Below are 13,191 nucleotides of genomic sequence, written 5' to 3' on the forward strand. Positions count from 1 at the left end.
CAGCTTACGCCAGAGAAAGCACGGGAGTTTCACAAACTGATGGAGTCCCAAATTGACAAGCTGGATTTTTTGATGCAGGCAATGGTGAAGATGTCCCGGTTGGAAACTGGTGTGATTGCCCTCTCTGTTTCTCCCGCACCAATTTATGACACCATAGGGCTTGCACTTTCCGGAATCGAACGGACAGCTGAGCAGAAAAAAATTGAAGTAACTGTGGAATGTGATCCTGCCATAATCGTACCCCATGATAAAAAATGGACAGCGGAAGCCTTGTTTAACATTTTGGACAACGGGGTGAAATACACTTCCTTAGGCGGTAAAATATCCGTGACGGTAGAGCGATGGGAAATGACGACGAAAATTGATATCACCGACACAGGTAAAGGAATTCCAGAACAGCACTACGCACAGATATTCAAACGCTTCTATCGGGAAGATGAAGTGCATGATATCAGTGGTATTGGCGTTGGCCTTTACCTGTGCCGTGAGATTATCTCAAAACAGGGTGGCTACATTCAGGTGAAATCTGAAATAGGCCAAGGCTCCACCTTCTCGGTGTTCCTACCAAACGAAAGGCAGCTATGAGAGCTGTCTTTTTTCTATGCAGATGAAATATCTCAAAACTGTGACAATTGATTTTGTGATTGAGACTTTTCGGAGACATTTGTTCTGTACAATGAAGAAGATAAAATGAAAGCAGGAGGATTTATTATGAGTATATTAAAGACTAACCAATTAAAAAAGCAATATGGAACCAGTGCAAATCTTGTGAAAGCTCTGGATGATGTTGCCTTGAACGTGGAGCCAGGAGAATTTGTAGCCATTGTAGGCACTTCCGGCAGCGGTAAGTCCACTCTGCTACACATGCTTGGCGGGCTGGACACCCCTACCTCTGGCAGCGTGGAAGTGGATGGTAAGGAGCTGTCCAAAATGAATGACGATCAGCTCACAATTTTTCGGCGCAGGAATATCGGTTTTATCTTTCAAAACTATAATCTTGTGCCAATCCTGAATGTGTACGAGAACATCGTTCTACCCATCGAGCTGGACGGAGAAAAACCGGACAAAGCCTTCATTGACAAAATTGTAAAAATGCTGGGGCTGACAGAGAAGCTGAACAATTTGCCCAACAACCTCTCCGGTGGTCAGCAGCAGCGTGTGGCAATCGCAAGAGCATTGGCAACCAAGCCAGCCATTATCCTTGCCGATGAACCTACAGGGAATCTGGACAGCAAGACTAGTCAGGAAGTGTTGGGGCTTCTTAAGATGACAAGTCAGCAATTTCATCAGACCATTGTCATGATTACCCATAACAGTGAGATCGCCCAGCTTGCCGACCGCATCGTGCGCATTGAAGATGGCAGGATTGTGGCATAAGGAGGCAAATCAATGTTTGAAAATAATAACGGAAAAATCATAAAGAAACTTGCTATAAAAAATATGAAAGCCAACCCCAATCGCGACTTGATTATGGTAACCGCAATCTTCTTAACAACAGTTCTGATTTCGTTTATCTTAACGGCTGGGTTCAGCTTTTTTACAACCATGTACGAGGCCTCCCAAGCAGCACCGGGACCGGCAGCCGACGGAGCACTAACCGGTAGCAAAACCACTTACGAAAAGGCTGTGCTTCAGGAACAAGTTGAATGGGCGGACTTTGTAAAAAAATGTAGCACGACATCCTTGCACAATGATGTGTTTGCCGGTGTTCAAACAGAGCTGCTTGCGCCAGATGAGAGTTTTTATACCCATAACTATATTACCTTGGTAAAAGGAACCTTTCCAAAAGAAAATACACAGATTTTAATATCGGACACGCTTGCACAAAAGATGGGATCACAAGAGTTAGGTGCAGAGATTCCCTTGCAAGTAGTCGTATTGCAGGATGGAAAAGAGCTTGAAACCGAAATCCCTATGAAAGTCTGCGGAATCTATAAAAACCCACTGGCAAATATCAGCAGCGTCTATGAAGAAATTTATACGGCTCAAGGCTTCACAGACGCATATAATCCCGAATTGTCTGAAAATCGGAACCTGATTTATGTTAAGCTTAATAACTTGAATCCTCTTTTGCTAAAAAGCGATGTGTACTACAAATTGTCCGATTTGAGTGAATTGGTTGATGCAGATTCTGTTCAAACCAGACATTATATGGAATTTGCTTATTCCTTTGTGATTGCTCTACCTTTGCTTTTCTTTGTGATGCTGATCATGATGAGCGGATATTTCCTAATTCATAATGTTTTTTCCATCTCCGTTGCATCGGACATCCGATGGTTTGGGATGATGAAAACCATTGGTACAACAAAGAAACAGATTCGATCAATTTACATGAAGCAAATGCAATTTTTAGCTTTTGTAGGTATTGCATTGGGCGTTCTTGCCGGATATGGGGTGGGCCTGCTATTGGCTCCTGAAGTCATTCGAATGACTGATTACGCTCTTTACTACAAGTCGCCAAATTTGTGGCTAGTCCTTTGTTTTACAGTCTTATTTTCGTGGATTACGGTCTGGATCAGCTGTTCCAGAACACTTCCCCCGCCATAAAAATAAAGCATTTACCGTCATTTCATTTGCACTGAGCGGAATTATTTTTCTGACTGTTTGCAACGTGGCTTTTGGTTATCAGGTTGAAAAGATGGTTGTCCGGCATAATCAAGACGAGGCTCGAATTGTTCATACCGCCAGCTTCTGGGCCTTGAACGAACCTTATAAACCTATCACAAAGGAACTACCCTCTGCTATAGAAAAGCTGCCTTTCGTAGAGAGAACCGATGTAATATATCGGGCAAAAACAATGCCCGATTTGATAGAAGTCGCTTCTCAAGAGCTGTATGAACATTTTTGGGCGGAGGTTAAACTTGAGGGGAAGCTAAAAAAGGAAATCGAGGCAATCGCCCAAGTGCAAGGAAGCCATAACTTTGTTCATTTCTTGCCAAACGGAAACACAAAGCTGGACATCTGTGGGTTGCCTGCCCGAAGGCTGGAACAGGAAGCCGCCTTTATAAAAATTCAAGAAGGACAGCTAGATGCAGAAAAATTTAATTCTGGCAGCTACATTTTGTATCAGGATGTGGATTATTTAAATGTAACCGATCAGCAGATCGACCAAAGCCAGAAGATTCATGCAGGCGATGTCCTAGATTTATCTTTTTACGATGATGTTACCGGGACGTATCAAGCAAAGCAGTTGACAGTAATGGCGGTTGTAACGATAATGGATAACTATGGAACAGGTAATATCCGTTACTGCAATATTGTAATGCCGGACACTCTATTTCAATCCATATATCCCAATTATGGAGAGCGTATATCAAGCATACAGATTATTTCAAAGAACAGCTTTAACAAACAGCAGATCGAGGATATCACAAATTTAGTAAAGAAAGAACATAATATACAACTGCGTATTAATTCTAAATATGATGACAGGGGCTATTATACACATAGAAAAGCAGCCATAACAATTTTAGGATTTTTCTTCGCGTTGGTGCTGGGGATTATCGGGGTATCCAATATGGTGAATACACTAATCACCGATACGCTTGCGCAGAAAAAAACGATACTGATTTTTCAGGCTGTAGGAATGACAAAAAAACAACTTTGGAGGTTCCTTTTCAAAAACAGTTTAAGGCTATGCCTTATATCAGCAGGGATTATGTTGACAGCAGGAAGCTATCTTACCATGACAGTGGCATCATCTTCTATGTTTACAGGGTTTAGCCTCCATCTCTTTGCACTGGACTTTTTGCTCCTACTGGGCTTTATGTACTTATTGTGTGCGGCTATTTCTTCCATCATGACCCGACAGCTAAATAAGAAATCCGTCGTAGAACGGCTAAGATCATTAGAATAGATTGTTTTTCAATCATAATATTATCGTCGTTTAATATGAAGAATCGAAAATGCCTCAAATGTGATAACTGCACATTCAAAGCTTTACAAACTGTTTCCTCAAATATTACACTATAACAGGTGGCACCAGCCAAACAAAAAAAGGGGCTTCAGCGGTGCTATCTCTACGCTTGAATTTTCTAAAGAACCCTCCAATCCCCCATGCCTATAAACACGAACCACCAGCCCAGGAAGAACATGAAACAACAAAAAAGAGCGTACTAATGGACGGTCATGTCCTCAGGTACGCTCTTTTTTTGTTGCACAAAATTATTCCTCGATGCCCTTCACTATCTCTTGTACCAGCTAGAATCATAGCAACCGCACAGATAATTGCAGTGTTAACACCACATCATTATCTAAATCAACATTACAAAGTACAATGGATATTGTTAAACTAACGAATAGTCAGTGCCAATATAACGTAAATTACAATTAATAATAGTTTTTTCTATTCACTCCTATTATTAGCCCCTATGTATAAATTTGTCTCAAGGTTTTGTGAAAAAAACTTCTAATATAAATCAAAAACAAATATAACTAAACTTTACTTAATAATTTATGTATAATAAATAAAAGTACAACTACACCTATTGCTATAAAGATATTCACAGTAAAAATAATTGTTTGTCCGAATTTAGCAGTTAAAACAAAAATTCCCATAATTGTTCCAACTGCTAGATTTACTCATTTTATTCATCCAGAACATATTTCCCCATAATGCCATCTGCGTTAATATAAAAGCCGTCGTCAATCTCGTTTATTCCTCCACCAAATGTCCAATCGTTAGACTCGATGAAATCAATAAATTTATTCCAAAATACTTCTTCTGACAAATCATCTGCAACTTCTATGCAACCATGAATCTCAAATTCTTTTCTCAAATCAATCACCTTCAATTTCTGAAATAATACCTACTCCCATACCGCCTTGGCTTGACCTTATCGTAATATCTTGTGCGTTTATTGGCTTATGTAAATTAACGTTTATATCATTTCGAAGCTGAAATTTCCTCATATGTTCCTTCAATAAATCAGCTTGTCCACTAAGCTCCTCACTTGCTGCGGCACTTTCTTCCGCTGTTGCACTATTGCTTTGAATTACAGAAGATATTTGTTCAACACCTATTAATATCTGAGCCACAGCATTAGATTGTTCTTTAGAAGTACGTGCAATTTCATTTACAAATTCACGTACTTGCTCTGAGCCCTCTACAACATTTATCATTGACTGTGCAGTACAATCAACAATATTAGAGCCCTGTTTTACCGCTTGTACTGTTTCTTCAATGAGCACAGCCGTATTCTGTGCAGCATCCGCTGATTTTTGTGCCAAATTTCTAACTTCATCCGCAACAACAGCAAATCCTTTTCCAGCAGAACCAGCTCTTGCAGCTTCAATAGCAGCATTGAGTGCCAAAATATTTGTTTGGAATGCAATATCCTCAATTGTTTTAATAATTTTACTGATTTCTACTGATTTTTCATTTATATTATTCATAGCTAATTTCATATTTTGCATTTGACTATTGCTATTTTGAACCTCTTCAGTAGTAGAAATAACTTCCGTGTTTGCCAAATCCGCATTACTTGCAGTGTTTTTAATTTGAACTGAAATATCACCAATCGTTGCAGAAAGTTCCTCTATGCCGCTTGCTTGCTCCGTTGCTCCTTGCGCAAGTGTTTGTGACCCCGCGGATACCTGATTCGCAGCCAATGCTATTTGTTCCGAGGATATTTTAACATTTTCAATTGTTCCAGAAAGATTCTCTGAAATGTTTAAAAGAGAATCCTTAATTTTCGAAAATTCTCCTATATATTCTTGCTTCAATTCGAAATTTAGATCACCCTCTGCAATATGATTTAAAATATAAGATATCTCTTGAATGTACTCTTTATAGTCAACTAAAGTTATTCCAATCCGCTTGAAAGAATCAATCAGTTCACCAACTTCTCCGCTTGCTTTGGTTTGTATTTGCACATAAAAATCCCCTCCCGCTATTTTATTTGCTGCTTTGGACACTTCTTTTATTGGTTTTGAGATTTTTAAGCTTGTAAAAATAGCAAACAAAACTGCCAATATTGACACAATTGAAATAATAATAATTGCCAGTCTTTCTAAATTCTTAATCGGGCTAAGTATTTCGTCTTTATGTAAAATTGAGACATATCGCCAATTTGTTTTATTACTTTCTAACGACTTGATTAAATAAGATTTATTATTGTACATGACTTCATCATAATCAGCATCTGATAAAATGACATTACTTATATCATTACCATATACCTCTGCAAGATTTTTAAAATTATTCGCACTATTACTTGGATCGGCAATAATCGTTCCGCTATCATCAACAATCATAAAATATCCTTTTGTGTCTTTCCCTGCTTTGTCAACCATTTCTGTAATCTTATCTAAACTCATGTCTAAAGCAACAACACCGATTACATTTCCATTTGCATCTTTCAAAGCCTGAGAACCACCCAAAATAACAATGTCGTCCGTTGAAAAATAATAAGGTTTTCCTAATACCGCCTCATTCGAATTTTCCAAGGCAATTGGATACCACGGTCTTTGTCTTGGATCATAAGAACCATCCATATTTCCTTCCGGATATTGTACATATCCACCCCATTGAGTGCCCATATATACATATTGATAATTAGGATGTGATTTACCAAATTCTTCAAAACGACGATATATTGCTTTTTCTATGTCGTTATTTTTATTTGAAGTAACTTTATAATTTCCAGTGCTACTTACATAACTTGTCAGAGTACCATCTGCCTGTTTTATTGTTTCTTCATTAGCAAACTCATTTATGTTATTTAATAATTCTTCAATCATTGAATCAATATTACTATTAAACATCTCCAGTTGTTTATTAGACGCACTTTTCTGTTCAGTCATTATACTTTTTGTGGTGAAATTTATAAATATTGTAGAAACTAAAATTAACGGGCACAGTGAAAATAACAAAATAATTATACTTAGTTTTACTTTTAAACTGATGTTCAGTTTTTTCATCATTGCAGTCATTCCTTTCTAAAATGTTAATAGGTGCATCCACAGTCGTTTATCTATCATAATTTTGCTGAATGATTCAAGTATTAATTGTAACTGTAATACTAATTATTAAAAGTCAAATAAATTATTATTTCGGTTTTTTTCTGCCTAAAATTTCTTTAAAAATTTTCACCACCTCTCGGTTACATTCATCCAGCAAAAAAGAGATACAATTTAATCAATAAATTTATTAACATAAAATAAAAAAGACACCTAAAGATAGGTATTTCATGTAAAATCAAATAAAAGTTAGAACCAACCACAATTCTGAAAAAGTAATTATTTTGCATAATTTGCAGCATCAGGAATATATAATCTTTCTACATTTTTCTACATTTTTCTACATTTCTATTGTATTTTATTTGTTAAAATAATGCAATAAATTTTTAGCCAGTTACAATTACCTCTCGTATTTTGGTAGTTTACAATACTCTAAAAGCATTGTTTTTAAGTCATTTTTTAACCCTTTATCAATCCCATTTCATCAAACCACCCTAAAGCCATCCTATTAACTCAACTTAACGCAATTCGTCTCTGCATAAATTCTCATAAACAAAAAAAATCCGAGAGCCGGATTATCACTCGGATAACCCCAACCCTCGGAAGTTTTGCTAACAAACTGGTTTTAGTCAATCTTTTTTTCTTTTTTTCTTCTTTTACACATAGAACCTTCCTTACTACACAGTTGCTTTCATATGACTTCCCTCCATATTTTTGTGCGTTTCTATTTTCAATTTTAATATATGTCATCTATATTACCTATTTTTAAAGGGCAAAAATCGTCATTTTTACCCTCGATTTTTGCCCCATTTTTTTCAAACTTATGAAATATAGTGCTCAGTATTCGTTATTTGTTAGCAGAACCACATTGCCATCAGAACCACACATTCAATGTGCCATGGTGTTGCAATAACGATGCCGTCAGTACCCAATGGTTACTTTGTGAAAAGGGAATATTTCTTTTTCTGCTTTTTTATTTTTTCAAATCTTTTTCCTTTTAATCATACCCAGTCGTTCTTGATATACTCCTTAAAAAATGAGTATCCTCCGGAAGTAATTTCCTCATCCGACTCAAGCACAGTATTTTCTAATTGTTTTCCAATTCTTTCTAAATCATATCCCTCTTTAATCACCATATATCGGGATATAATAGGATAAATGGAATGCGTAGGACATATGTATACACAACGAAGGCATTCTACACAATGCCATCCGAAATGAGGTGTTCCATGATTCATTTTTATGTTTCCCATGGGGCAGCTTTTGACACAGAGACCACATTGGGTACATGACTTTTTAATTCTTAATTCTTTACCGAATAACTTTGACGTTACCTTTTCAATTTTAGCTAACCTGGTTAATAGCCTGCTTTTAAATTTCGTTTTTATTCTTCGCTGTTTTAATTCGAGAATTTCTTTAGCTGTATTTTCAGCTTTAATCGGAAGCAATTGAAGTAGACGCATCGAAAAAGTCTCTTTTGTAGCAATCAGCATATTAGACGGCATAATAATCATTCGTTCATAAAAAACATCATAGCCTTTCTGGGATAAAACTTTTATTAAACCAAATCTACAAGCTTGATTAATCCAAATTTCACCACCAGCCGAAACAGAAATCAGTGCAACAGAAACACTCTTACAATTCGGAAGGGCTTTTATCCATTTATAAACTGGCTCCGGTGCATCAAACGCATGAACCGGAAAAAGGATTGTTATAAGATCGTATGAGTTGTCATAAAAAGTACCTTCTCTTTTAGCAATTTCTATTGACTTGGTTTCTAAATATAAAACCGTTACGTCACAGCTATTCTTTATAAGGCAAGTTTCTAATAGTGAGGTAAATCGTTTTGTACCACCTGTACCTGAAAAACAAACCAATTTTACTCTTTTCATACTAACACCACATTCCATTTCTATTGTCGATGATTTTTTCAGCACATACTAAAACCTAAACCAAATTTTCCGCATTCGTTCTACTAATAGTTCAATATTTTTATCTGGTTTAGAAATTAGATATGATATAATCCCACCCAATGCGCCCATTAATTTATCCAGTAATACTCCAATCTCCAAGAACACTTCATAACTTAATGGTGCTACTGAACTTTCAATAGGCTGGCTATTTAAAACAGTGGATAACCTACATCTATCAGGATTTCCCTATTTTCCTACTGCAGTTCAATGATAGACCCACCAATTTCGTGGGTACCGCGGTAGATAAGAATATTCTTAGTTTCCTCATTAATTCAGCGATGACTCAATATCGCTGATTATCAACATTGTTGTGGCGAAAACCATCTAAGCGGTAACCTGCCTTAGGAGTGTTGAAGTTGAAATCTTCAATCAGCTAGAAACCTATTTTCACAGCAGTCGAAAATCATCTTCTAGAACCCGTAACGTACTGCATTACCTCCGGAATCTTTGTCCGCATATACCTCATACAACATCCATTATAGGGTACATATTGCTTCAATATTTTGATTGCTGTACTAAAACGTTATTTTACTTGATGTAAAACGGATTTTATAAAACTGTTGAACCCATTCAGGATATGTTTCGTATTCTTTATTGTTTGATAATTTTGCCAGCGTTCTGTTTCCTACACGTTTATCAAGGATAGCTAGTGTTTTAATAATATAGTTATCTGATTCTAAAGCTGTTTTAATCGACATACTACGAAATTTCAAGGCTGCATTAAGAAAATCCATTTCATAATAAGTGCAGTTTTTATCCCATTCTGGTTTCAACTGTTCTAATGTATCTTCGTAGCTCAGCTTTGGGTCTATTTTATGAACAGCAGAAACAGCATATTCCTGATAATACATTTCTATCCACGAAAAGCAAACAAGTTCCTTACCATCAAACAGGATAGAAGCTCTTCCATACGAATTATGGACTTCATGATATCTGGTAAGAAAATAAGTTATTCTATTCTTTAATGCTTCACATAAAAATCCATTTAGTTGTTTTTTTAGTTCAGCCCAGGATTTGTAATGTTCCATCCTTATCCCCCTCAATTACAATCGTATCCAAATATTATAATAATCATTTGGATAGTTTTAGTCAATCTTTACAGATTGATAAGTAGTCAAACTCCAAAAAACATCGATTTTTTACTGTCCCCTTCCGATAAAAAGGAGGATTGCAGACCGAACTTTCGACTTGTTTCCACACAAATGTAAACCCTCAAAAAAATAAAACATCTATCCCGTTCTGTCGTAACAAAACCCGGCTGCAAAAATCAGCCGGGTTATCCTATTATACCACAATGGTTTCCATGTGTTCAAAATCAATGACCACATCCGCCTCGTCAAAGGTCATTTCGAACAAGATAAGCCCAGGGAGTACGTCAGGAATGCTCATAATGTATTCCGGCATCTTCCATAGAAACTTTGCCTTTATTATTTCAAGTGAAACAGCGCTTTTTCTGACAACAGCAGCCTTGACTCGCACGTGTTCTTCTCCCTTTTCCGGAATTGTTGTAAAAGCGACATGAGGATTTTCCGCAAATTCCGCAACCTTTTTGTTGTCGCCAAAACTAGAGAAATACAGGGTTTTCAGCTCCCCATCATAATAAAAATTGACAATGCGTACATTGGGCACTCCATCCACAGCCGTTGCGATTGCCATCGCTGTCTGTTTTTCCATCATTCGTTCAAATTCTTTTTTATAATCCACTTGTTATTGACCTCCTTTTTTCTTTTTAGGCTTGGGCATCGGCAATTGGGCACAGGTTTCCTGTACCAGCCTGCACATAAAATCCCTATCTTCAATATCTTCTAGCAATATTCTGGGCTTTGCTCCGTCATAGGGAATGCCCATGGTAACTTCGGGCAAAAGTCCCAAACCTGCTTCGGTGGGGCTAATAAAGAGCTGATTGTCACAAATGAGGGCAAAACACTTACCGTCACAATAAACAGCATAGTCGCCAAACATTTTCTTGTAGGTAATCGATCCTGCAAGGCTCATCTGCTCGCAAACGTACAAAACATAATCCATTGATGATGCCATGCACAATCCTCCAATCGTATGGGTACTTATTTCGTAAATGAGCCAATTTCAATTAGGTTGCCCTCCGGATCTGCAATATAGCAAGTCCGCTGTCCCCATGGCTCTGTTGTAGGTTCTAAGATAGGCACCGCACCTTTTGAAACAACCTGCTTGAAGGTATCATCCACTGCGGTATAGTTTGGGACACTCATTGCAATTTCATAATGGCCACTAATATCATTGGCATAAGAAAATGATCTTTTTGCCATCTGCTCAAAATCGGTTCTACGATAAAGCAAAAACAAAGTTCCATCTTTCATCAGATAGACATTGCTTGCATTATCCTCCTCTTTGATTTCAAAACCAAGTACATCACGGTAAAAGCGAACCATAGTAGGCATATCTTTCACGAAAATTCCAAAACCATCTAATTTCATGTTTCCTCCTTTTTACTTCAGGGCAATGTAAATATCAATATCAAGGTTTTCCGGGTCGGCATTTCGGTATTCCTCCAAATCGCCTGTAAAACTGCGGTCTAAATCCGTCTGCAAAATCTCTCCCCACGAATCGGGATAGAGCCCAATAGCATACTCGTTTATTTTGTTTTTTATCATGGCATTGAAACCGCCTTTGTACAACTTCTCCCAAAGCAAACCAATGATTTTCTCCATTTCAGGGTTGCTGTTGCTGGTGGCGCTTCATAGTTCATTTAATAACTCTCCTTGTCTTTGATGTTATCATCATAGCAAAGAGCAGTTGACAACAGCATGTCATATTATAAATATTGTGCCAGCGTTTTTTGCAGTTTTTCTTTTACTTGCAGGCGGATATCTTTTGGCTCTAAAATTTCACAATACTCACCGAAGGTCGCAAGATATTGATAGATCCAATCGCCTCTTGGCATGGTGTGCTGTACAATAAAATCACCGTTTGGGAGGGTCTTACACTGTGAAAACTCATCATATACACGATACGTCATTTTCTTTGACAGCTTCAGCGTGATGGTTACGAAATCATCTTTAAATATATTGTCGTCAAATATCTTTTTAGGGGCGGCACGTTCAAAGTGATCCTCCATCAGCTTCGGCTCTTTCATTCGCCGCAGCTTAAAAAAGCGATAGTCCTGACGCACTGTGCAGAAAGCGTAAAGATACCAGCCTTGCCCCTTAAAGCAGAGTTTCATGGGTTCTACTGTACGCTGCGAACTACTGTCACTGCTATGATAATGAAATGTCACCTTCATCTTTCCAAGAATGGCAGTTTTCAATAGGCTGAACAGCTGTGCTTCCTCATCCGCATTTGCCCAACCAGAGAAATCCACTTCAACCCAATCGGCATTGGTGTTTCCAAACAAGGAGGATAGCTTTTGCACCGCAGTATTGGTTTGCTCCAAATTGACCGCCTCTACCGCGTGAAGTGCCGCCAGGATATCTGACTTTTCGCCATCGGTCAGTACGGTTTTATTGAGAACAAAACCAGGGAGTAATGAAATTCCACCGCCCTTGCCCTTGGTCATATAAATAGGTATTCCCGCCGAGGATAGAAGCTCCACATCCCGGTAAATGGTGCGGGGAGAAACCTCAAAGTGGGTTGCAAGCTCCCTGGCTGTTATATTTTCTTTGTTCAGGAGCAAACAAATCATTTCAAACAGCCTATTAATCTGCATAGTATCACCTCGATTATTTTTTATTATACGGCGTTAATATGACATCTGCAAGACATATTAAATCAATAGAATATCACTCAAAATACTACATCACCAATATCGTCCGGAGTATCCTTGCACAAGGACGGTGATAGCCATTGACAATATCAACCCTCGATGATATGCTTACAATATATAATATCAACCCTCGATAGATAGGAGAATAAAACATGGGAAACAAACGTATAGAAGTCGTCAGTGAAAGTATGTTCTATACCCTTATGGCATTTTTGTACGGCGAATATAGTGGTGCTGAAATTGCAAGCATCGTTGAAAAATTAACCAAAGGTCGTGTGCGATTGGGTCCTGCCACACTTTATACCATCTTAGGCCGTTTCGAAGAGGAACAGATTTTGATGGAAACGCGCACTGATGGACGTAAGCGCATCTACCGCATCACCGAAAAAGGAATTCAAATGTACCAAGATGAGCGTGAACGATTGGCACAGTGCCTTGCAGATAGTGCCACTTGGGAGGAGGAATCAAAATGAAATACTGTTATAAACGACCGACCTTTGATTTTTATGATACCGTTGC

At 37.8% G+C, this 13,191-nt stretch carries 14 protein-coding genes; 5 read left to right on the forward strand and 9 right to left on the reverse strand.

From position 1 onward, the window contains the following. From RTK36_RS07130 to RTK36_RS07145, 4 genes are all read left to right on the forward strand, one after another. Positions 1–585, forward strand: a 585-nt coding sequence (locus RTK36_RS07130) for a sensor histidine kinase (protein ID WP_312045668.1), incomplete at its 5' end; no start/stop codon positions are given. A gap of 126 nt (positions 586–711) precedes the next feature. Beyond that, on the forward strand, positions 712–1,377 hold the full coding sequence (locus RTK36_RS07135; protein WP_312045702.1) for an ABC transporter ATP-binding protein: 666 nt from the start codon (positions 712–714) through the stop codon (positions 1,375–1,377). Between the two features lie 12 nt (positions 1,378–1,389). Further along, a complete protein-coding gene (locus RTK36_RS07140; protein WP_312045670.1) occupies positions 1,390–2,547 on the forward strand; it encodes an ABC transporter permease in 1,158 nt (385 codons plus the stop codon). A gap of 91 nt (positions 2,548–2,638) precedes the next feature. Further along, entirely contained in the window at positions 2,639–3,856 is a 1,218-nt protein-coding gene (locus tag RTK36_RS07145) for an FtsX-like permease family protein (protein ID WP_312045672.1), read from the forward strand. A gap of 730 nt (positions 3,857–4,586) precedes the next feature. On the opposite strand, the gene RTK36_RS07150 is transcribed toward RTK36_RS07145, so the two are convergent. The 9 genes from RTK36_RS07150 to RTK36_RS07190 form a co-directional block, all read right to left on the reverse strand. Further along, positions 4,587–4,787, reverse strand: coding sequence for a hypothetical protein (locus tag RTK36_RS07150; RefSeq protein WP_312045674.1), 201 nt, complete (start codon positions 4,785–4,787; stop codon positions 4,587–4,589). Continuing rightward, a complete protein-coding gene (locus tag RTK36_RS07155) occupies positions 4,780–6,924 on the reverse strand; it encodes a methyl-accepting chemotaxis protein (protein WP_312045677.1) in 2,145 nt (714 codons plus the stop codon). Before RTK36_RS07155 ends, RTK36_RS07150 begins: the two co-directional genes overlap by 8 nt. A gap of 1,037 nt (positions 6,925–7,961) precedes the next feature. Beyond that, positions 7,962–8,852, reverse strand: coding sequence for an EFR1 family ferrodoxin (locus tag RTK36_RS07160; protein ID WP_312045679.1), 891 nt, complete (start codon positions 8,850–8,852; stop codon positions 7,962–7,964). Between the two features lie 596 nt (positions 8,853–9,448). Next, positions 9,449–9,961 carry an SF0329 family protein gene (locus tag RTK36_RS07165; protein ID WP_312045681.1) on the reverse strand — a complete coding sequence of 171 codons (513 nt, stop codon included), beginning with the start codon at positions 9,959–9,961 and terminating at the stop codon, positions 9,449–9,451. Positions 9,962–10,217: 256 nt separating this feature from the next. Further along, positions 10,218–10,637, reverse strand: coding sequence for a pyridoxamine 5'-phosphate oxidase family protein (locus RTK36_RS07170; RefSeq protein WP_312045683.1), 420 nt, complete (start codon positions 10,635–10,637; stop codon positions 10,218–10,220). 3 nt (positions 10,638–10,640) lie between these two features. After that, positions 10,641–10,970 (reverse strand): TfoX/Sxy family protein, encoded by a 330-nt coding sequence (locus tag RTK36_RS07175; protein ID WP_312045685.1) that lies wholly within the window; start codon positions 10,968–10,970, stop codon positions 10,641–10,643. Between the two features lie 26 nt (positions 10,971–10,996). Continuing rightward, positions 10,997–11,386 (reverse strand): VOC family protein, encoded by a 390-nt coding sequence (locus RTK36_RS07180; protein WP_312045687.1) that lies wholly within the window; start codon positions 11,384–11,386, stop codon positions 10,997–10,999. A gap of 12 nt (positions 11,387–11,398) precedes the next feature. Next, positions 11,399–11,563: a hypothetical protein gene (locus RTK36_RS07185; RefSeq protein WP_312045689.1), complete on the reverse strand. Its 165-nt coding sequence runs from the start codon at positions 11,561–11,563 to the stop codon at positions 11,399–11,401. Between the two features lie 161 nt (positions 11,564–11,724). After that, positions 11,725–12,615, reverse strand: a complete 891-nt coding sequence (locus RTK36_RS07190; RefSeq protein WP_312045691.1) for a helix-turn-helix transcriptional regulator — start codon at positions 12,613–12,615, stop codon at positions 11,725–11,727. 209 nt (positions 12,616–12,824) lie between these two features. Between RTK36_RS07190 and RTK36_RS07195 the strand changes: the two genes are divergently transcribed. Next, positions 12,825–13,145, forward strand: coding sequence for a PadR family transcriptional regulator (locus tag RTK36_RS07195; protein WP_312045694.1), 321 nt, complete (start codon positions 12,825–12,827; stop codon positions 13,143–13,145). Positions 13,146–13,191 lie beyond the last annotated feature (46 nt).

The sequence above is a fragment of the Anaerotignum sp. genome (genome assembly GCF_031981185.1).
Lineage (GTDB): Bacteria > Bacillota > Clostridia > Lachnospirales > Anaerotignaceae > Chakrabartyella.

What these genes read in the sequence shown, in the direction of transcription:
- RTK36_RS07165 (WP_312045681.1), bottom strand. Translation starts at nt 9,961, where the DNA reads ATGGAACATTACAAATCCTGGGCTGAACTAAAAAAACAACTAAATGGA.
- RTK36_RS07175 (WP_312045685.1), bottom strand. Translation starts at nt 10,970, where the DNA reads ATGGCATCATCAATGGATTATGTTTTGTACGTTTGCGAGCAGATGAGC.
- RTK36_RS07185 (WP_312045689.1), bottom strand. Translation starts at nt 11,563, where the DNA reads ATGATAAAAAACAAAATAAACGAGTATGCTATTGGGCTCTATCCCGAT.
- RTK36_RS07160 (WP_312045679.1), bottom strand. Translation starts at nt 8,852, where the DNA reads ATGAAAAGAGTAAAATTGGTTTGTTTTTCAGGTACAGGTGGTACAAAA.
- RTK36_RS07140 (WP_312045670.1), top strand. Translation starts at nt 1,390, where the DNA reads ATGTTTGAAAATAATAACGGAAAAATCATAAAGAAACTTGCTATAAAA.
- RTK36_RS07145 (WP_312045672.1), top strand. Translation starts at nt 2,639, where the DNA reads ATGGTTGTCCGGCATAATCAAGACGAGGCTCGAATTGTTCATACCGCC.
- RTK36_RS07155 (WP_312045677.1), bottom strand. Translation starts at nt 6,924, where the DNA reads ATGATGAAAAAACTGAACATCAGTTTAAAAGTAAAACTAAGTATAATT.
- RTK36_RS07195 (WP_312045694.1), top strand. Translation starts at nt 12,825, where the DNA reads ATGGGAAACAAACGTATAGAAGTCGTCAGTGAAAGTATGTTCTATACC.
- RTK36_RS07135 (WP_312045702.1), top strand. Translation starts at nt 712, where the DNA reads ATGAGTATATTAAAGACTAACCAATTAAAAAAGCAATATGGAACCAGT.
- RTK36_RS07190 (WP_312045691.1), bottom strand. Translation starts at nt 12,615, where the DNA reads ATGCAGATTAATAGGCTGTTTGAAATGATTTGTTTGCTCCTGAACAAA.
- RTK36_RS07180 (WP_312045687.1), bottom strand. Translation starts at nt 11,386, where the DNA reads ATGAAATTAGATGGTTTTGGAATTTTCGTGAAAGATATGCCTACTATG.